Raw genomic sequence first — 19,654 nt, 5'->3', positions numbered from 1 at the left:
ACCTACGGAGCCTAATTGAGGTCGGCGGCAATCTGATCGGCAAGGGTGGTGTCTGCTGGGCTGGCCGAGAAGGCGAAACGCCACGTACCGCCGTCGTACGAGCCCGGCGGCAAGGCACGTCCGCCTGGTTGCCAGAGGGGTTGCCAGGCGACGGCTCCGTTCGGCGGGTCGTACCAATGGTTGTCCTCCGACCACGCCGAGCCGTGCCGATAGGCCGTGATGACGCTCAGCCCTGGACCGGTCGCCATCGACCAGTCGGGGAATCCGGCAACATCTCCGTTCCGGCCGAACCCGCCGGGATCGCCCTGGTCTCCGAGCGCCGAGTCGATGGTGAGCGCGACCTCCCAGACCGGCGCGGTGGTCGGCCCGACCACGGTCCAGCGCAGGCTGGTGTCGAACGTCTCGGCCCCGAAGTCGAAGGTCCAGTCCGCTGTTACGGGCTCATCGCCGAAGCTGATTCCGCCGAGCCGCAGACTCGTGCCTTGGGCAACTACCTGCCGCGCGGCTCCGGCCGTGTCCGTGGCACCGAAGGTGCCGACGGCAAGATACGGCGCGCTCGACCGCGATGACGAGTCCAGCGCGGGCTGGTAGTTTCCCCGGCCCGTCGGATCGACCTCGAGCGACGTCAACGCCGCCCTCGGCCTGGTCTGCACAGTGGCCCGGTAGTACTTCGTGCTGACTACCCGGCCCGTCGTGACTTGCAAGGCATCGAAGTCCAACGGTGCGAGGAAGAGCCCACCTTTGCCCCAGCCTGCGCCGGTCACGTACCACCGATTGCCATCCTGGACCACCTCGGCCGCATGAGCGGGGATAGTGCCGACCAGTTGATCGGCACTGAAGCGCAAAGGGTCCTTGCTCTTGTAGACCTTGGTCGACTCGTAGCCGCCGTCGCAGCAGCTGAAGAGGTACCAGTCGTTGCCCCGCTGGACCACGAACGGCGACTCGGTGGGCCCACCGAACGTGCCGCTCTGCGCATGCTGGAAGGCCGTCTTCCGCTCGCTCCAGTGCAGCAGGTCCGGACTGGTCCGATAGGCAACGATGTGGTTGCCGCCGCCCGGCGTCGAGTTGGCGGTGTAGAACATCACCCACTGGTTGCCGACCTTGTGCACCATCGGGTCCCGTCCGTCGAACCCGTCGGTGAACAGGGGATTCGCCGCGTCCCTGGTCCAGTGCACCAGATCCGTCGAGGTCGCGAGCTGCATCCTGTACGCCGCGTGGTCGGCCGTCCCACCTGCGTAGAACATGTAGTAAATCCCCGAGTCGTACAGCACATACGGCGCCCAGATGTGACTCTCCCCCGCGGCCGGATCCGCGACCAACGCAGGCGGCTGCTTGGTCCACGGCCCGCTCGGTGACGGCGCGGTCGCGTGGCCGAAGCTCGTCTCGTCGAGCGGGTTCGCGGGCTCCGCATGGGTGATCGCGAACACGTGCCAGGTGCCGGTCTTCCGGTCCTGCACCAGCGTGTGGTCGTTGTAGTACCAGCGACCGGTCTCGCCCGCACTCGGGTCGTAGACTTTCTGAAACTTGCCAGCGGCAACCACTTTGTCCACCTTGACGAAGGGCACGCTGCGGACCGGGTCGGCGGCAGCGGCTGACAACGGCGCCACAGCCAGTAGAGCGCCCGCGGCCAATGCGGCGATCATTCTCCTCGACATCATCAGCTCAGCTCCAGGTCGAGCAGATCGACGCCGACCAGGAAGCCGATCGCGGCCGCGTTCTTGCCGGTCAGCGCGATGCTCAGCTGGTGCTTGCCTGCGGCAAGTGTGGCGGTGCCGAGGCCGACCTTCTGAGTAGTGACACCGGCCGCCACATAGCCGTCGAAGGAGACTGGGTTGTTGCCGTCGACACTGATATCCGCAATCCCATAGTCCGCCGCCTTGGTCAGCACGGTGGAGAGCTTGTAGCTCCCTGTGGTCGGCACCGCGAACTCGAGCACCACCTTGTCACCCGCCTTGGTGCCGTGGATCCAGAGCTGACTGCCGTTCGACCAGTTCGCCCCACAACAGCTGCCCTGCGGGTCTACTGGGACGGTCGCTGACACCGCTGGCAACAACGACTCCGCCTCCACCCGGAGAGTGCTGCCAGAGGTTGCCTCGACCGCAGCCGATTTGCCGCCCTCGTGCCCAGCCAGGTCCACAGCGGATACCCGGTACGTCCAGGTCTCATGCAGGCCGATTCCCCTGTGGACGAAGCCCGGGAGGTAGCTGCTGCCGATCAGCTTCTCGGCCGAGCCGGCTTTGGCTGCGTAGATGTTGTAGCGGGCGATCCCGCTCTCGTCCGCCGTGTCGGACCAGCTCAGCGTGATCGCGTTGTCGGTGCGCCCTTGCGCCTTGACGTCGGCGACCTGCGCGGGAGCCCGCTGGTCGGAGTACGGGAGGACGAGGGACTGTACGGCGTACGCGGCCGCCGTCCAGCTTGGGCCGCTGGGTTGGAGCTCGATCGCGAGCTTGTTCCGGCCGGAGGTCAGCGCCGCAGGCAACTGGTGGTTGTCGTCCAGCCAGCGCTGCCGATCATTGCCGAGCGGTTGCAGCCACATGCCAGCGTCCTTGCCGTCGACAACCACCTTCGCCGACTGCCAGCCGACGTTCTGGTCGCTGGTACGCCGCAACGTCACGCCGCGGTTGGCCGGATCCACCGTGACCGTGAACCGAATCGGCGTGGTGCCGGAGCGGACCAGGTCGGTCAGCGCGGTGTCGTCGTGATCACCTTCGTAGACGCTCGTCAGATCCGCCTGCGTGGACGGGCCGTCGGAGTACCCATGCTGCTGACGGCTTCGGGCGGAGCCTGTGTCGATCCGGTCGGTCTCCCGCGCGCCGAACTGCCCAGCGGAGTACAGGAAGGCGGTCGAGCCGTAGACGGCCGGATGGTCATTCTGCTGGCCGTGCTCGATACCGAAGGTCAGCTGGTTCTGGAAGCCGATCGAGTCGGTGATGTGCAGCCGGAACGCGCTGTCGCATTCGTTCATGCAGTCGCCCGCCTGGACCTCGTGGCCGGAGTTCCCGTGGAATGGCGTGGAGTATGTGCCCTGGTTGAAGTACCAGCCGGACTCGTAGTAGTCCTCGGTGCCGGTGCCGTGGATCGCCGGCGTTCGCTCGCCGTCGACGTAGACGCGCTCGTCGCCCTCGAGGTAGCCGCGCGTGTTGCCGTCCGGCTGCAGTCCCTCCATGGTCTGCGAGACGCCGACGAACTTGCCGCGTCCAGTGGCGTCCGCGATGGTCCAGTCGCTGCCGAAGGTGGCTTCACCGCGATGCGAGCTAGCGGTGAAATAGCCGGTCTTCCCGGTGGCGAGCTCGATCCCGGAGTTGCGCGCCGCGGTGACCTCCGCCTGGCCGGAGAGCCTGTACTGCGTGGTGTTCACCAGAGCGACGGTGGCTCGGGCCAGGTAGGGCATCGGCCACCAGGAGGAGTACCAGCCGTTCGGGTCCATCGCGAAGAAGAGCGAGCGGACCTCGTTCTCGCCGAGGCCGGAGCCGAAGAACTCGCCGATCGGGGCGTCGACGCGCTTCTTCCCGTCCACCGTGACCTGCACGCGGACACCCGCCAGCAGCGCGTCGGACGACCTCACCCGGGCAGCGTCCTCGGCGGTCGCGGCGTACGGCATCGAGTGGGAACCGCTCCAGTTCTGCTTGGTGATGCTGTAGCCGTGCGCCTGCTCGTCGGCGAGGTGATCCGGACCGACGTCCACGGTGTCGGTGCGCCTGGCAGCACCACCGACGATCGAATCGGCCCAGTAGGTGAACTCGTTGAAGTCGAGGTCGGACGAGACGAATTCGTTGCGGATCTGGAGCTGCGACTTGCCCGCGGTCACGCTCGCCGGCAGGTCGACCACCTGGTCGGCCCACTGCGCGCCTTTGGCGGGAAGCGGAGCCCACTCGCCGGCCTGGACGCCGTCGACGACGATCCTCGCGCGCTGGTTGCCGATCCGCAGGTCCATCCGGCGGATCAGCTTCACACCGGTGTTGGCCGGGTCGACCTTCACCGTGAACTGGCTGCCGCCGACGAACGCCCTGCCGTCATCGGCGAACGACTTCAGGTCGAGGCCGACGAGCTGCGGGAGCTTCAGCCGGAGTGCGCTCAGCTCGCCCGGCCCGTAGTTGTCCGCGAGGGTGAGCTGCTTGCCGGGGGCAAGGTCCACACCCTTGGCGATGGTCTTCGCGCCGGCGGCCTTCGGCTTGGGGTCCGCGGTGCCGGACCTGTTGAGCAGGGCGACGACGTCCTCGGCCTTGTCAGTCGGGTCGAACGTGCTGACGCCGCTCGCGTCCGGGAACTCGCGGTAGTCGACGTGATAGAAGAGCGGGTTGTTCTGGACCGTCACCCGCATCGACTTCTGATACGGCATCGGCACGCGAAGATAGACGCCTCCGGAGGTCTGGAGGGCGTTCGCGACCAGCGGGAAGACGAAAGGTGCGCCGAGCTTGCCGTCGACGACGTCCTGCAGCGAGGCGTCAAGGACCGTCTTGCCGTCGGCCTCGACAGTGATCTTGCCGGTCTTGCGGACATCGCCCTCGTCGCGGGTGAACCAGATCGAGGCGATCTCGCCGGGGCCGGAGTCCTCGGCGATGACGCAGCCTGCCGTGGTCGTGCGCAAGCAGGAGTACTTGCCGTCGAACCCGTCGTTGTTCGTGCCGTCGCGACCGAAGCTGGAGAACTGCTTGGTCCGGACGCCGTTCTGCAACTCCGGCAACCGGTCCAGCCGGCGGTAGACGTCCCACCCGACCGGCCCGTTCCCGCCCGCGCTCGCGGCCGTAGTACGAGTCGGATCTGGTGCGGCGGAGGCGGCCGAGGCGCCGGGGAGAGCGGCGGGCAGCACGAGCAAGGCGCCTAGGGCGAGGGCGGCGGCTCGGCGCAGCAAGGGGGTCATGGGCGGGACCTTCCGGAGGCCGGGAAATCGATTTCTCAGATTCCTATCACTGGATCCGCCTGGTTGAGAAGAGCTCGAACGCTTTCAGTTGGTGCGCACGAACTGGTAATACGCGCGGGCGTGCGCAGCTCTGCCCCGCCGATGGAATCCGCGGCGCGGTCCACGGGTTGGCCCCATTGACCAGGCGGTTGCCACGGGCGACAGACTGGTACGGCAGCCAGAATTCCAGCACTCACCCCGCAGGAGAGATTCCATGAGCTCTGCAGCTTCTGACCCCACCGCGACACCCCGGTCAGGCGCTCCAGCCCAGATCGCCGTCACCGGCCTTGCGGTGATGGGCCGCAACCTGGCCCGGAACCTGGCGCGCAACGGGTTCCGCGTCGCCGTCCACAACCGGTCCCAGGCCCGTACGGACGCGCTGATCAAGGAGTTCGGTCACGAGGGCGAGTTCACCCCCGCGGCCGACCTGCCCGAGCTGGTCGCATCCTTGGAGCAGCCGCGCAAGATCATCATCATGGTCAAGGCCGGTGAGCCGACCGACGCTGTGATCGACGAACTCGTGCCGCTGCTGGACAAGGGCGACATCGTCGTCGACGCCGGCAACGCGCACTTCGCCGACACCCGGCGCCGCGAGGACGCGCTCCGCGAGAAGGGACTGCACTTCGTCGGTGCGGGCGTCTCCGGCGGTGAGGAGGGCGCGCTCAACGGGCCGAGCATCATGCCCGGCGGTTCACCCGAGTCCTACGCGGCGCTGGAGCCGATGCTGACCAAGATCGCCGCGCACGTGAACGGCGAGCCCTGCTGCGTGCACGTCGGCCCGGACGGCGCCGGCCATTTCGTGAAGATGCTGCACAACGGCATCGAGTACGCCGACATGCAACTGATCGCCGAGGCCTACGACCTGCTCCGGCACGTGCTCGGCCTCAGTGCGACCGAGATCGCCGGTGTGTTCCGCGAGTGGAACAGCGGCGACCTGGAGTCCTTCCTGATCGAGATCACCGCCGAGGTGCTGAGCCAGGTCGACGAGTCCACCGGCCAGCCGTTCGTCGACATGGTCCTGGACCAGGCCGAGCAGAAGGGCACCGGCCGCTGGACCGTGCAGGTCGCACTCGACCTGGGCATCCCGGTGAGCGGCATGGCGGAGGCGGTCTTCGCCCGCTCGCTGTCAGGAGATGTCGTACGGCGGAAGGCTGCGGCCGGCGTACTCCCCGGACCTTCCGAAGCGAAGGCGGATGTCGACCGGGACGCCTTCATCGACGACGTACGGCACGCGCTCTACTCCTCCAAGCTGGTCGCCTACGCGCAGGGCTTCGACGCGATCCGCGCGGCCAGCGACCAGTACGGCTGGAACATCGACCTCGGCGCGATGGCGAAGATCTGGCGCGGCGGCTGCATCATCCGGGCCCGCTTCCTCGACCGGATCAAGGAGGCGTACGACCGGGACGCGAACCTGCCGTCGCTGCTGGTCGACGACTACTTCAAGGACGCTGTGGCGAACGGCCAGGACGCCTGGCGCCGGGTGGTCGCGACGGCCGCCACGGTCGGCGTACCGGCTCCGGGCTTCTCGGCCGCCCTCTCGTACTACGACGGACTGCGGGCGGAGCGCCTGCCGGCCGCGCTGATCCAGGGTCTGCGTGATCTTTTCGGCGCACACACCTACCACCGGGTCGACCGCGAGGGCGCCTTCCACCTCGACTGGTCCGGCGACCGCAAGGAGCAGTCGGCCTGACCTGCTGAGGTTGGGGAGCGGCGATTGGCGCTGGGGATCGAACATGTGTTCTAATACACTCTCAGCGCCAGCCCGCTTCGGCGGGATCCATGTCACTCAGGGAGATCGCCGCAACGATGACTGTAGACACCTTGGCAGTAGAAGCTCAGAACGACGTCGCCGACACTCCCGACGACGCGATTGTCACCTCTCCCGCTGACTCGGCACCTGCGTCGGAGGTTGTCTCCGACGTCGCCGAAGCCGAAGCCGAGGTCGACGCCGGCCCGGTCGTCGCTGAGGAGAAGCCGAAGCGCGCACCGGCCAAGAAGGCCGCGCCGAAGAAGACCAAGACGCTCGAGCTGACGCTGACCGTCACCGGCACCGCCGACGGCGAGTGGAAGGCCGAGCTCAAGCAGGGCAACAGCTACATCGCCAAGAACCTGCTCGTCGCGGCCGCCGCCGTCTCGCGTGCGGCCAAGGAGCTGCACGAGGACCTGTCCGGCCCGATCGACGAGGTGATCGACGCCGCCCGCGAGCAGCAGGCCGCGAAGGTCGCCGCCCTCGAGGCCGAGCTGGAGGCCGCCCGCAAGGCCCTCGCCGAGCTCGACGAGTAACACCCACCAGGCTTCCCAGGTCTTCGAGCCCGAGGCGTCCGGCGCGGAGCACCCGGGGAAGGTGATGAGGAGGTGCCGGATCGGTGGCCTGCGGACGACCCTGTGGTTGCCGCAGTGTGACCGATCCGGCACGCCGCTTTGATGGGCGACGGCCTACCCGCCGTCGTACCGTGTTCCCCTGGGCCGGTCCTGTCGGGCCCTGACCGCTCCTCAGCAGAAGAGGTCAGATGAGCACCTTCGAAGACCTGGGATCGCTGTTGCTGGTTCGCGGCGCGGACGAGCTGGACCACGCGGGCGGCACGCTCTACGTGCACCTGCACCGGGTCGCCAAACGGCTCACCACCCTCGGCGCCTCCGACACCCTGGTGATCGCGGGGCTCGCGCACGCGGCGTACGGGACCGATGGTTTCCCGACCCACTTGTTCGACTGGCAGCAGGAACGCCCCGTGCTGGAAGCCGTGATCGGCCCCGAAGCGGAGCAGCTCGTCTACCGCTACGGCTCCTGCGATCGAGAGACCAGCTGGCGCGACCTCGCCGAGCACCACACCGTGGCGGACCGCTTCACCGGCACGTCGGAAGAGCTCGAGGCCGCGGAGCTCCGCGAATTCGTCGACCTCACCATCGTCAACGAGTTGGACGTCCTCGACCACGCCCCGAAGCTCGGGGCCAAGCTCCGCCCCTACCTCCAGGACCTGATCCCCCGCTGGCAGTCCCTTGCCTCCCCAGCCGTCCTCGCAGACGCCTACCGCGTCCTCCAGCTCTGACCCCAACCCTCGGCCTTCTGAGGGCGGAGCCGCGTTGGGGTTATGGGGTGAAGACCTCGAACGGGGCGGCGTAGGTGGTGCCCAGCCGGGTGCCGGAGGCTCGGGAGATGCCTTCCAGGAATTCGGCGGGGTCGAAGTGCGGCCAGTTGAGGCCGTCGATGTAGGCCTTGTGGGCCTGGAGGGACTTCACGCCGACGTCGAACGTGTCGGTGGTGTCGACGGCGTGGCGGCCCTGGGGTGATCCTCCGGCCCAGACCTGGCGGACGCCCTTCCACTGTTCGCCGTCGTCGGGGAAGATCCACCGGTTGGCCGCGTCGCGGACCGCGTCGAGGGTGGCTCGGCCGGTGTTGATGTGGTCCGCCATGTTAAGCATGACGTCGCCGTCCCAGGTGTCGCGGAAGTTGTTCGTGATCACGATCTCGGGTTGGTGCCGTCGCACGGCCGTGGCGATCAGTCGGCGCAGCGGTACGCCGTACTCGATCGTGCCGTCGGGCTGGCCGAGGAACTCGACCTCGGAGACGCCGACGATCCGGGCGGACTCGATCTGCTCCGCCTCGCGCAGCGGACCACACTCGGCCGGCGGGATGCCTTCGATGCCCGCCTCGCCGGAGGTGAGCAGGCAGTAGACGATCTCCTTGCCCTGGGCGGTCCAGCGGGCGATCGCCGCGGCGGCGCCGAACTCCAGGTCGTCGGGATGCGCGACGACGGCAAGGGCCTTGTTCCAGTCCTCGGTCAACGGTTCGAACGGCTCGGGTGCAGTCATGCTCCGAAGGCTAAGCCCGGCACAAGCCACCGGGAACGGTTCTGCCCCAAAGCGCGGCAAAAGAACAGCGTCCGAACAACCGCGGGGCAGGACCCTCAGTACTTCGGACGCAAGGCACTACGCGAGGCGCCACGCAAGGCATCACGCAGGGCGCCGCCTAGGCGCCGAGGATGTGGCGGGTGTAGGGGTTGGTGAAGGTTCGGCCGGGGTCCAGGCGGTCACGCACCGCCATGAAGTCGTCGAACCGGGGGTATCGCTCGCGCAGTTGCTCCGCGCCGAGCGTGTGCAGCTTGCCCCAGTGCGGCCGCCCCCCGAACGCGGACACGATCCGCTCGAAGGCGTCGAAGTACTTGTCGTGCGCGAGCCGGTGGTACTGATGGATCGCGACGTACGCCGTGTCGCGCCCGTACGCCGTGGACAGCCAGATGTCGTCCGCGGCGGCCACCCGGACCTCGATCGGGAACGGGATCCGCTCCCCCGACCGGTCGATCCACGCGCGCAGCTGGTCGACCACCTCGACCACCTGCTCGCGTGGTACGGCGTACTCGGACTCCCGGAAGATCACGTTCCGCTGTGAACAGAACACCTTGTACGACGCGTCGACGTACTCGCGGGCCGACAACGCCCGAGAGGCAAGCTGGTTGATCCGCGGCACCAGCGCGGGCCGTCGGACGGCCAGCCTGTTGGTGAGCTCGAAGACCCGGTTCGACAGCAGCTCGTCATCCACCCAGCCGCGGATCCGGCCGACCGGCGATGCGCCGACCCCGGCAGCCACCCGGTTGTTGCGCTTGGTCAACGCGAGCTCGGTGTGCGGGAACCAGTAGAACTCGAAGTGATCGTTGCCGTCGGCAAGTTCGTCGAAGCCGCCGAGCACCTCGGCCAGGGCCAGCGGCATCTCCTGCGCCCGGAGCAGGAACGCGGGCACCGTCTGCAGGGTCAGCGAGGTGATCACGCCGAGCGCGCCGATCGAGACCCGCGCGGCCGCGAACACGTCGGCGTTCTCCTCGGCCGAGCAGTTCAGCACCGAGCCGTCGGCTGTCACCAGCTCGAGCCCGACGACCTGGGTGGCCAGTCCGCCGAGCCGGGCGCCGGTGCCGTGGGTGCCGGTGGAGATCGCGCCGGAAATGGTCTGCTTGTCGATGTCGCCCAGGTTCGCCATCGCAAGGTCGAAGGATGCTAGCCCCGCGTTCAGCTTCGCCAGGCCGGTCCCGGCGCCGACCGTGACGCGTCCGGATTCCTTGTCGGCGTTGGTGATCGAGGCCAGCCCGTCGAGCCGGACCATCACCTGCTCCGGGACCGAACACCCGGTGAACGAGTGGCCCGCTCCGACCGCCTTGAGCTTCTTGCCCTGCTCGACGGCCGTTTTGACCGCGGCCGAAACCTCATCGGCGGAGCGCGGGCGCAGCGTTTCCACGCCGGTCGCCGATTCGGTGCCGGCCCAGTTGCGCCAGGTGCTCATCCGAAGTTCTTCCCCTCGCCCCGGTACGTCACGAGCTCGGTCAGCTCGTTGCCGTCGATCGCGTACAGCCGGTCGAACCGCTCCAGCATCTCGCCTGCCTTGGCATAGCGCATCCAGACGCGGTCGCCGATCCGCAGGCCGCGAGCCGATTCTCCCTGCACCGGGGTCTGGACCTCCCCGGCTCCCTCGGTGCCGAGCAGCCCGAGGCCGGTGGGCCAGGTCGGCGAGGGCAGGCGGGACTTCTTGGCCGGACCGGATGCGACATACCCGCCGCCGAACAGGGTGGCGATCCGCGGCGCCGGCCGCCGGACCACGCCGAGCGCGTACGCGACCGCGTGCTCGGGCTGGAACACGTCGTACCGGTCGAAGAGTGTCGGGCCGTACAGACCGGAGCCGGCGGTGACTTCGGTGACAGCCGGGTCGGCGCTGCTGACCTCGATGCTGCCGCTGCCGCCGCTGTTCACCAATTGCAGCGGGGCGACCTGCTTGACCGCGTCGACGATCAGGCCGCGCCGATCGGCGAGCTCGGCCGCGGACCGGCGCTTCATCCAGCGCACTGCGGGCGACGTGTCGGGCAGCCCCGCGATCTGCGCTTCGTAGAACATCACGCCGACCAACTCGAAGGCGTCGTCGTCGACCGCGGTTCGCGCCAGCGCGAGCACCTGGGCGGGAGTGCGGAGCGGCGACCGCCTTACGCCGAGGTGCTGGCCGAGGATTCGCAGTGAGGCGTCGACGTCGAGGCAGACCCGGATGCGTTCGCCGCCTCCGGTGGCCGCCTTGATGAACGCGAGGTGCTCGATGTCGTCGATCATCAGCGTGATCCGCGTGGCTGCCTCGGCGTCGCCGGCGAGCTCGCGCAATGCCGCCCGATGCACGGTCGGATAGCCCATCAGGATGTCGTCAACCCCGTTGCGCGCGAGCCACAGCGCCTCCGGCAGCGAGTAGCTCATCACGCCGTGGAACCCCGGCCGCCCCAGCGCCTCGGCGATCAGCACGCGGCAGCGCACGGACTTGGACGCCACCCGGATCGGCGTCCCGGCAGCACGCCGGACGAGATCGTCCGCGTTCCGCCGGAACGCAGCGAGGTCGACCACCGCGTACGGCGGCTCGAGGTCCGCCGTGAGCCGCTCGTACCTGTCGAAGTCAGCCATGTCAGGAGTTTAAGCCGAAGAAATACTGAAAGGTAGTACATCTTTGTGGCAGCTCGATGACAGCAGCCGCAGCGAGGACGGCGCCACCGGGCAGCCGGCTCGATAGGTCTTCGGGACCATGCTCGGGACGACGGTGTAGACCTTCGGGTCCAGTGCTGCCTTGATGACGTACCGCGCTGACGCCGAGGCATTCACTGGAGAGGACGTCACACCCGCGCCCAAGGTTCGGTTACTCCTGCAGCCTCTTCACCGCTGCATCGACCCGCTCGTCGATGCCGGTCAACGCCACCCGCACATGCCGCTGCCCTGCCGTGCCGTAGAAAGCGCCCGGTGCCACCAGAATTCCCCGATCGGCCAGTGCACCAACCGATCCATAGGCGTCGTACGACGGGTGCTCGGCCCACAGGTAGAGCCCGCCCTGCGACAAGGTGATCGCCCAGCCGGCATCGGTGAGCGCCTGGCGCAGAACGCTCCGGCGGCGGATGTACCGTGCGCGTTGTTCGTCGACATGGGCGTCGTCCGCGAACGCCGCCGCCATCGCTGCCTGGATCGGCGACGGCACCATCAGCCCGGCGTGCTTGCGAACCGCGAGCAGTTCGGCGACAACGGCCTCGTCACCGGCGACGAACCCCGCTCGGTAGCCGGCCAGGTTCGACCGCTTCGAGAGCGAGTGCACCGCGAGCAGGTTGTCGAACCTGCCGCCGCAAACGTCCGGGTGGAGCACCGACACGGGCTGCGCGTCCCAGCCGAACTCGGCATAGCACTCGTCGCTCACCAGCAGCACGTCGTTCGCCCGGGCCCACTCGACGGCCGCACGCAGGTCGACTGCCGAGGTGATCTCGCCGGACGGGTTCCGCGGGGAGTTGAGGTAGGCGACTCGCACAGGGCCCGCGTCGTACGACGTCGGGTCGGCGACCGGGACGCTCGTCGCGCGGGCGAGCGCGGCGCCAGCCTCGTACGTCGGGTAGGCCAGGTCCGGGATGAGCACGGTGTCGCCCGAGCCGATGCCGAGCAGCGTCGGCAGCAGCATGATCAGCTCCTTCGTGCCGATCACCGGCAGCACGCCGTCCTGCGGGTCCACGTTCGGCACGTCCAGGCGGCGGGCCAGCCAGTCGACCGCGGCCTGGCGCGCGGTCGACGTACCGATGGTGGTCGGGTACGCCGGGGCGTCGGCCGCGTCGGCGAGCGCCTTCTTCACCAGGTCCGGAACCGGGTCGACCGGGCTGCCGATGGACAGGTCGACGATGCCGTCGGGATGAGCGGCCGCCTTCTGCTTGAACGGGGCGAGCTTGTCCCAGGGGAAATCGGGCAGGCGGCTGGAGGTAGACGTGAAGGTCACCCCTGCATTGTCTCCTGCGCGGTCCCCACCTGATCGCCGGGCGCCCGGTCCTCGGACGCAGCGAAGAACGAACGGGCCGACTCGACCACGGCCGGGTCCCACAGGACCCGGTTGTGTCCGAGGCCCTCGGTGAGCTCGATCCTCGCGCCCGGCCAGACCTCGGCAAGCCTGACGCTGCCCTCGTACGGCGTCTCGCGGTCGCCCCGGTCGTGGATCACCAGCAACTCCGGCAGCCCCGTCAGCTTCTCGATCACCGAGGACACCACGAAGTCCTCCATCGGGCCGAACTTGCGGGCGAACCGTCGCAGGAACCGATCACGGACGCGCGGGCCGAAGCCGAGGTACGCCTGGAACAGGTCGAGCGTCGGCCGGAAGTCCGTCGCCGTCGCCAGGAACACGATCTTCGTGGCGCGCAGACCCCGCTTCAACGCCTGTGAGACCGCCGCCGCGCCCAGCGAATGAGCGATCACCCCGTACGCCGGACCTTGTGCGGCGACTACCGCTTCGAAGGCGTCGGCGAGTTCCGGCATCGTGCTCCGGTGCGGACCTTCCGCGCCGGCCGACGAGCAACCGTGGCTCGGACCGTCGTACGCGACGACACGGAACCCGTCCGCGAGCAGCGGCGGGATATAGGCGGCAAGCTGCAGGCCCCAACCACCCCAGCCATGGACCAGGTAGATCGTCGGGCCGTCGCCGTAGGACGTGCCGTGCAGCGTTCCTTCACCGAAGGGGACTTCGAACAGCGTCGGCTCAGGCAGCTCGACCCGCAGCCGGCGAGCCTTCTCGGACACCACGGGCAGTCGGAACCAGATGCGGTCGAGCAGCATCGCCCCGACGCCCGGCGCGGCTCGCTCCAGCATCGCGAAGCCCAAGGTCCGACCGTTCGTGCTTTTCTTTGCCGCCATATCCGGAGCTCCAGGGATTCGGGGTGCAGGGAAGGTTCAGCTCCGGACCGCGTCGAGCAACGCCTCGAAGGCGGTGCGGGCGCGATCCTCGGCTTTGGGGTCGGCCAGCAGCCGGCTGGCGTGGTGGTACGACATCAGCACGCCCTTCAGGTCGAAGGCGAACTGCTGGGGGTCGATGTCCGAGGTGAACTGCCCCTCGCTCACACCGCTGGAGAAGACCGTGACGAGTGTGTCCAGGTAGTCGCGTGCGGCCTGGAGGAACCGGTCGCGGACCGGTCCGGGCGGAGCGTCGTCCAGTTCGGCGGAGACGCTGGTGAAGAAGCACCCGCCAGGCAGCGACAGATCGCCGTTGTCCCAGCGAAGTAGACGGTCGAAGAGTTCGCGCAGTCGCGGTTCACCCCGGGGAGCTTTGACAACCGGTCTGACAACCCGCTCGGCGAACAGGTCACTGGCTCGCTCGATCACCGCGACCTGCAACTGCTCCTTCGACTTGAAATGGGCGAACAGGCCGCTCTTGGACAGGTTGGTCCGGTCGGCGAGCAGGCCGATGGTCACACCGCCCAGCCCCGCGACGCTCACCAGCCGCGCGGCCTCGTCGAGCACCGCCGCTCTGGTCTCCTCGCCCTTGCTCACGCGACCAATAAAAGCACGGCCGTTCTATTCACCGCAAGCAATCAGCAATCCTTGTCGGGATCGACCTTCTCCAGGATCTGGTCGCCGATCACCTTGAGCTGCTGGAGCTGCTCCGGACTGAGCGCGTCGATGACGTACTTCCGCACTGTCGCGACATGTCCGGGTGCGGCCGCTACCAACTGCTCGAAACCGGCGTCGGTGATCGTGGCGACCGTGATCCGGCGGTCGTCCTCGGACGGTCGGCGCTCCACGAAGCCACGCCGCTCGAGCCGCTTCACGACGTGCGAGAGCCGCGACAATGACCCGTTCGCGAACCCGGCCAGGTTGCTCATCCGCAAGGAACGCTCCGGCGACTCCGACAGGCCGGCCAGCACGGTGTACTCGAAGTGCGTGAGCCCCGAGTCCCGCTGCAGTTGGTAGTCGAGGGCGCCGGGCAGCTTGAACATCAGCGCCGCCAGCGTCATCCAGCTGCGTAGCTCCTCCGGCTCCAACCACTCGACCTCATCCGACATGCAAACATTCTACGCCCGTTAGTTGACGCTTCAAGTCAGTTCCGCGTACGGTCTCACTTGAAGTATCAACTAACTACTGAGAGCAGACCATGAACGTCTTTCTGTGGATCGTCGCCGGTGTGCTGGCCGCCTTGTTCCTCGTCGCGGGAGCCACCAAACTCAGCCAATCCAAGGAGAACCTGGGCAAGAACCCGAACTTCGCGTGGACCGAGGACTTCTCTGCCGGGACGGTCAAGCTCATCGGTACGGCGGAGGTACTCGGCGCCCTCGGCCTGATCCTGCCGGCCGCGCTCGACATCGCGCCGATCCTGACCCCGCTCGCCGCGTGCGGTCTGGCGATCATCATGATCGGCGCGATCATCACGCACGTCCGGCGCAAGGAGTACCAGAATGCCGCCGTCAACACAGTGCTGCTGATCCTCACCCTGCTCGTGGCCATTTTCCGCTTCGGCCCGAACAGCTTCTGAGGACGGCAACTACAGGTAGAGACCCGTCTGGCCGTCTTCGAGGCGGCCGGCGGCTACCGCGTGCAGGTCGCGCTCGCGGAGCAGGATGTAGTCGTCGCCGCGGACCTCGACCTCGGCCCGGTCCTCGGGGTCGAACAGAACCCGGTCGTCCACCTCGACCGTGCGGACGTTCGCACCGATCGCGACCACCTTGGCCCAGGCCAGCCGACGGCCCAGTTGCGCCGTCGCCGGGATCAGGATGCCGGCCGAGGACTTGCGCTCGCCTTCTGCCTCCAGCGAGACGAGCACCCGGTCGTGCAGCATCCGGATCGGGAGCTTGTCGTCGGAGAGCCGCTTGCGAGGAGTCACCGGCGACCCACCAGCCGACGGATCAGCAGCAGTAGGGCGATCACGCCGACGGCAGCTCCACCGACCGCGACGATTTTCTGGGTCCGCAGCTGACCGCGCTCGTCGAAGACCTGCGCCTTGGCCTTCTCCACCTCGCGCCTGGCGACGTTCCTGGGATGTGCGCGGTCGACCAGTTCGTCCACGGTCGAGGCCAGTCGCGCACGGGTGGCGGCGATGTCCGCCTCGATCTGCTCGGCCGTCCGAGCCTTCGTGTCCGACACCTGTCCGACGCTCCCTTCGAATCGTTGGTCCCCATCCTGTCAGGTCAGCCTCGCAGGTCAGCCCCGCAGGTCGACGACCACCTTGATGTCGTCGGGCTCCTTGGTCAGTGCCGAGGGCCACTCGGACAGCGGCACCGTCCGGGTGATCAGCCGTTCCAGCCAGGCCGAATCCGCCGTCAGCAAGACCTCGATGGCATCGGCGTAGTGCCGCTTGGCAGCGTTCACCGACCCGACCACGGCCGCGTTGCGGATCACCAGCTGCCTTGTCAGCGCATCCATCTGTACGTCGATCGGCTGCGGGTCCGGGGAGATCCCGGTCAGGCACAGCACCCCGGCCCACCCCAGCAGCTTGGCCGTCTCCACCACCACCTGCCCCGCGCCGGTGGCCTCGATCACGACGTCCGGCGTGACCTGCAGGTCGGACAGGTCGGTTATGTACTGCCCGCCGAGCGCCTGCACCAACTGCGGCTTCGGTCCGTCGGCAGCTCGGTCCAGCACATGCACGGTGTACCCGCGCTGCCCCGCGATCAGCGCTGCCAGCAGGCCGATCGGACCGGCACCGGTGACCAGGACATGCTCGGGCCGGAACCACGAGCGGGCTCCGATCTGGTCCACCTGGTCCCACGCCTTGGTCAGAATGCTTGCCGGCTCCACCAATACGCCGAGGCGCCCGAGTTCGGCGGGCACCGGCACGGCGAAGTACGGGTCGACACGCCAGCGCTCCGAGCCGTATCCGTCCATGTCCTTGATGCCGCGTTCGGTGTATCGCCCGTTGCGACAGAAGTCCCACTCACCGCGGGCACAGGCCGGGCACGGCTCAGGGTCGGGCCGCCGGACGATTCCCGAGACCAGGTCACCGACGGCGAAACCAGAGCCGGGTGGCGCTTCCAGCACCCGGCCCAGCGACTCGTGCCCGAGGATCAGGTGATCCGAGCCGGGGCGGCCGCTGCCGAAGGCGCCGGAGGTGAGCTCTACATCGGTGCCACAGATCCCGGCCAGTAGTCCTTCGACCAGGATCGAGCCGTCGTCCTCCGGTGGCTCGCCGACCTCGCCGAGCGAAGCAGAGTCGGCCTTGCCTGGCACTATCGTCATCGCTCTCATGCATCCACTCCACTCCGGTGCGTCACCGCGCGCAAGTCACCCCGCCGGTACCCGTGGGACGGGGCGCAAATGCGGGCTAGGCGAGGCGGGTCATGTCGACGGTGACCTCGATGGCGGTGGCGGCGCTGCCGGAGTAGATGTGAATTCACACAGTGGCAGAATGTCGGATAGTCATTGATCACCTGGAGGGGCCTGATGTCCGAACGTCTGTCCGTCGGCGACGCCGCACCCGACTTCACCCTTCCCGATGCCGACGGCAACGATGTGGCGCTGAAGGAACTGCGCGGCAAGAACGTGATCGTGTACTTCTACCCGGCGGCGATGACCCCCGGCTGCACCAAGCAGGCGTGCGACTTCCGCGACTCGCTGGACTCGCTCGCCGCGGCCGGGTACGCCGTACTGGGAATCTCGCCGGACAAGCCGGCCAAGCTGGCGAAGTTCCGCGAGCGCGACGGCGTCACCTTCCCGCTGCTGAGCGACCCGGACAAGGACGTGCTCATGGCGTACGGCGCGTTCGGCGAGAAGACGATGTACGGCAAGAAGGTCACCGGGGTGATCCGGTCCACCTTCGTGATCGACCCGGACGGCAAGATCGCGATCGCGCAGTACAACGTGAAGGCGACCGGCCACGTCGCCAAGCTCCGCCGGGACCTCGGCCTCTGATCGCTACCGCCTGGCCCGCTTGTCAGGACAACAGGCTGGGAAACCCCCGACCGTTTCATGAGCCCTGGTCCATACAACGGTCGTTTGAGCAGACGAACGCTGTGATTTGGATCACACTCCGATCTCACCTGATCGGAGCCGTCGGCCTACCCTCTGTCACCGTTTCACTGCTCAGCGGCGATGAGCAGTACTGCACAGGCATCCGGCGTCCAGTTGCACGCTCGTGTCAAGCAGGTCAATCCCGGTCGAGGTCGTCGCCCTGACCAGTGCAAACCGGGTAATCTGCGCGCGCAGTCTGCCTCTGGGAGGGAGGGACCTGCCGCGATGGGAAAACATTCCTCTGCGGTGACGAAAAGTAACAACAACCGTCGTCCGGTGTATCTGACCGCCGTCGGCCTACTGGTGTTGTCGTTGGGCGCCGTGTTTGTGGTCCGCTCCTTCGGATCGTCATCGGGTGCCGACGGGTTCCTGGGCGGTGGGTCGTGCGACGACCCGACCCAGATCCAGCTCCACACCACGCCCGAGATGCAGCCACAGCTGGAGTCCGCGGCGAAGGCGCTGTCCACGAAGAAGGACAGCAACGCGCCGTGCTACCAGTTCACGATCACCGCGGTCCCGTCCGCGACGGATGCCAAGGACATCGCGTCCGGCAGTGACAACCGCCCCGACCTCTGGGTGCCGGACTCGTCGCTGTGGGTCGCTCAGGCCGATGACGGCCAATCGGTCCCGACCGTCGCGGTCCCGTCGATCGCCACCTCACCACTGGTGCTCGTCGGCCGGAGTGAGAACTTCGCCAACACCTCATCCTGGCTCGGCGCGTTCGAGGGCGGCGTCCAGCCGGCGCTGCTCGACCCGCTGACCACGTCCGCGGGCGCGCTGACCCTGCTCTCGATCGGGCAGGAGCGGGCGAAGACCTCCACCACCAACAACCAGGTGGCGGCTGTGATGGTGCCGATCGCCCAGCGGCTCGGCTCGATGCCGAAGCCGTACATAGACCCGACCGGACTGTTCGGCCGGGCCGGGCAGGACAACTCCGACGTCGTCGTGCCGGCCTCGGAGCAGAGCTTCGTCAAGTTCCAGGAAGAGCACCCGGACGTCCAGTTGAAGGCTGTCGTGCCGCAGACCGGCACGCTCGTGCTCGACTACCCGATCGCGGTCACCGCCAAGTCGGACAACGCAGCGATCACCGAGGCAGCCAAGGCGCTCGCCGAGGAGATGCTGTCGGACGGGCTCAGCCAGGCCCGCGACGACGCGGGATTCCGCGACCCGCTGCTGTCGCCGCTGGCCGGCGGACGCGGGGTCGGCGACATCACCCAGCTGACCAAGCCGACCGCGGCAGCGGTGCAGAAGGCACTGCTGGACTGGACCAGGCTGTCGCTGTCGGCGCACTCGATCGCGGTGATCGACGTGTCCGGCTCGATGAACCAGAAGGTCGGCGACAAGACCCGGATGCAGCTCACCATCGATGCCGCCGCGAAGGGGCTCAAGCTGTTCCCGGACAACGCGGCTCTCGGGCTGTGGTCGTTCTCGACCAAGATCGGGCCGTACGGCGCGGACTTCCGCGAACTGGTCCCGATCTCCAAGCTCACCCAGGCGCAGCGGAACAAGATGCTGACCAGCCTGAAAGCGCAGAAGGCGATACCCAACGGTGGCACCGGGTTGTTCGACACGGCCATCGCCGCGGTGAAGGCGGTCCGGTCGAACTACGACTCCAGCGCGGTGAACGCGGTCCTGCTGTTCACCGACGGGAAGAACGACGACCCGGGCAGCCCGACCCTGCAGCAGACCATCCAGACCCTCGAGGGGCTCCGCGACCCGGCCCGCCCGGTCCGCATCATCGCCCTCGGTATGGGCCCGGACGTCGACGGCACCGAGCTCAGGCAACTGGCCCAGGCGACGGGCGGTCAGGCCTATGTGGCCCGCAACCCGACGGACCTGCAGCAGGTCTTCATCGACGCCCTGCAGAGTCGCTGAGCGAAGCCGGAGACCTGCTCCCTAAGATGTCCTGGGGAGCAGGTCTCCGAGCCAGAGTGGTGGAATGGCAGACACGCCGGCTTTAGGTGCCGGTGCCTTCGGGTGTGCGGGTTCGAGTCCCGCCTCTGGCAC

The 19,654-nt window shown here is 67.9% G+C and carries 18 protein-coding genes and 1 tRNA gene; 7 read left to right on the top strand and 12 right to left on the bottom strand.

Annotation, left to right across the window (positions count from 1 at the left end):
• Positions 1-11: 11 nt before the first annotated feature.
• Together ABD210_RS04610 and ABD210_RS04605 are read right to left on the bottom strand one after the other, a co-directional pair.
• Positions 12-1,658, bottom strand: a complete 1,647-nt coding sequence (locus tag ABD210_RS04610) for a family 43 glycosylhydrolase (RefSeq protein WP_344109094.1) — start codon at positions 1,656-1,658, stop codon at positions 12-14.
• Positions 1,658-4,861, bottom strand: coding sequence for a DUF2961 domain-containing protein (locus ABD210_RS04605; protein WP_344109092.1), 3,204 nt, complete (start codon positions 4,859-4,861; stop codon positions 1,658-1,660). Before ABD210_RS04605 ends, ABD210_RS04610 begins: the two co-directional genes overlap by 1 nt.
• 253 nt (positions 4,862-5,114) lie before the next feature.
• Between ABD210_RS04605 and gndA the strand changes: the two genes are divergently transcribed.
• The 3 genes from gndA to ABD210_RS04590 all read left to right on the top strand — a co-directional run bounded on the left by gndA (position 5,115) and on the right by ABD210_RS04590 (position 7,947).
• Positions 5,115-6,590, top strand: a complete 1,476-nt coding sequence (gndA, locus tag ABD210_RS04600; protein ID WP_344109090.1) for an NADP-dependent phosphogluconate dehydrogenase — start codon at positions 5,115-5,117, stop codon at positions 6,588-6,590.
• A gap of 116 nt (positions 6,591-6,706) precedes the next feature.
• Positions 6,707-7,183, top strand: coding sequence for a DUF6319 family protein (locus tag ABD210_RS04595; protein ID WP_344109088.1), 477 nt, complete (start codon positions 6,707-6,709; stop codon positions 7,181-7,183).
• A gap of 227 nt (positions 7,184-7,410) precedes the next feature.
• Positions 7,411-7,947: a DUF6817 domain-containing protein gene (locus ABD210_RS04590; RefSeq protein WP_344109086.1), complete on the top strand. Its 537-nt coding sequence runs from the start codon at positions 7,411-7,413 to the stop codon at positions 7,945-7,947.
• 40 nt (positions 7,948-7,987) lie between these two features.
• Here ABD210_RS04590 and ABD210_RS04585 read toward each other — a convergent pair whose 3' ends face one another.
• The 7 genes from ABD210_RS04585 to ABD210_RS04555 form a co-directional block, all read right to left on the bottom strand.
• On the bottom strand, positions 7,988-8,710 hold the full coding sequence (locus tag ABD210_RS04585; protein WP_344109084.1) for a PIG-L deacetylase family protein: 723 nt from the start codon (positions 8,708-8,710) through the stop codon (positions 7,988-7,990).
• A 157-nt stretch (positions 8,711-8,867) separates the two neighbouring features.
• Complete coding sequence (locus ABD210_RS04580) at positions 8,868-10,169, bottom strand: D-arabinono-1,4-lactone oxidase (RefSeq protein WP_344109082.1); 1,302 nt, start codon at positions 10,167-10,169, stop codon at positions 8,868-8,870.
• The gene (locus tag ABD210_RS04575) at positions 10,166-11,320 is read right to left on the bottom strand and encodes an amino acid deaminase/aldolase (RefSeq protein ID WP_344109080.1); all 1,155 of its coding nucleotides are present in this window, start codon (positions 11,318-11,320) and stop codon (positions 10,166-10,168) included. The genes ABD210_RS04580 and ABD210_RS04575 overlap by 4 nt, the downstream gene beginning before the upstream one ends.
• A gap of 229 nt (positions 11,321-11,549) precedes the next feature.
• Positions 11,550-12,659, bottom strand: a complete 1,110-nt coding sequence (gene dapC / locus ABD210_RS04570; protein WP_344109078.1) for a succinyldiaminopimelate transaminase — start codon at positions 12,657-12,659, stop codon at positions 11,550-11,552.
• Entirely contained in the window at positions 12,656-13,564 is a 909-nt protein-coding gene (locus ABD210_RS04565; RefSeq protein ID WP_344109076.1) for an alpha/beta fold hydrolase, read from the bottom strand. The genes dapC and ABD210_RS04565 overlap by 4 nt, the downstream gene beginning before the upstream one ends.
• Before the next feature lie 36 nt (positions 13,565-13,600).
• Positions 13,601-14,197, bottom strand: a complete 597-nt coding sequence (locus ABD210_RS04560) for a TetR/AcrR family transcriptional regulator (protein WP_344109073.1) — start codon at positions 14,195-14,197, stop codon at positions 13,601-13,603.
• Between the two features lie 41 nt (positions 14,198-14,238).
• Positions 14,239-14,709, bottom strand: a complete 471-nt coding sequence (locus ABD210_RS04555; protein WP_344109070.1) for a MarR family winged helix-turn-helix transcriptional regulator — start codon at positions 14,707-14,709, stop codon at positions 14,239-14,241.
• A gap of 89 nt (positions 14,710-14,798) precedes the next feature.
• On the opposite strand from ABD210_RS04555, the gene ABD210_RS04550 reads away from it, so the two are divergent.
• On the top strand, positions 14,799-15,176 hold the full coding sequence (locus ABD210_RS04550) for a DoxX family protein (RefSeq protein WP_344109068.1): 378 nt from the start codon (positions 14,799-14,801) through the stop codon (positions 15,174-15,176).
• Positions 15,177-15,185: 9 nt separating this feature from the next.
• On the opposite strand, the gene ABD210_RS04545 is transcribed toward ABD210_RS04550, so the two are convergent.
• The 3 genes from ABD210_RS04545 to ABD210_RS04535 are packed head-to-tail and all read right to left on the bottom strand — an operon-like array spanning position 15,186 to position 16,885.
• Complete coding sequence (locus tag ABD210_RS04545) at positions 15,186-15,524, bottom strand: GroES family chaperonin (protein WP_425552625.1); 339 nt, start codon at positions 15,522-15,524, stop codon at positions 15,186-15,188.
• Complete coding sequence (locus ABD210_RS04540) at positions 15,521-15,784, bottom strand: DUF3618 domain-containing protein (protein ID WP_344109066.1); 264 nt, start codon at positions 15,782-15,784, stop codon at positions 15,521-15,523. Before ABD210_RS04540 ends, ABD210_RS04545 begins: the two co-directional genes overlap by 4 nt.
• A gap of 57 nt (positions 15,785-15,841) precedes the next feature.
• The gene (locus ABD210_RS04535) at positions 15,842-16,885 is read right to left on the bottom strand and encodes a glucose 1-dehydrogenase (RefSeq protein ID WP_344109063.1); all 1,044 of its coding nucleotides are present in this window, start codon (positions 16,883-16,885) and stop codon (positions 15,842-15,844) included.
• Positions 16,886-17,080: 195 nt separating this feature from the next.
• Between ABD210_RS04535 and bcp the strand changes: the two genes are divergently transcribed.
• The 3 genes from bcp (at position 17,081) to ABD210_RS04520 (ending at position 19,653) form a co-directional block, all read left to right on the top strand.
• A complete protein-coding gene (bcp, locus tag ABD210_RS04530; protein ID WP_344109060.1) occupies positions 17,081-17,548 on the top strand; it encodes a thioredoxin-dependent thiol peroxidase in 468 nt (155 codons plus the stop codon).
• A gap of 345 nt (positions 17,549-17,893) precedes the next feature.
• Positions 17,894-19,522 carry a substrate-binding domain-containing protein gene (locus ABD210_RS04525; RefSeq protein WP_344109058.1) on the top strand — a complete coding sequence of 543 codons (1,629 nt, stop codon included), beginning with the start codon at positions 17,894-17,896 and terminating at the stop codon, positions 19,520-19,522.
• 50 nt (positions 19,523-19,572) lie between these two features.
• A tRNA-Leu gene (locus tag ABD210_RS04520) sits at positions 19,573-19,653 on the top strand.
• The last annotated feature ends 1 nt before the right edge of the window (position 19,654 follow it).

Source organism: Kribbella alba (assembly GCF_039529635.1).
In the GTDB taxonomy this organism is placed as follows: Bacteria; Actinomycetota; Actinomycetes; order Propionibacteriales; family Kribbellaceae; genus Kribbella; species Kribbella alba.
The sequence above is the reverse complement of the archived record's forward strand: the minus strand, read 5'-3'. Positions and strand labels throughout refer to the sequence as shown.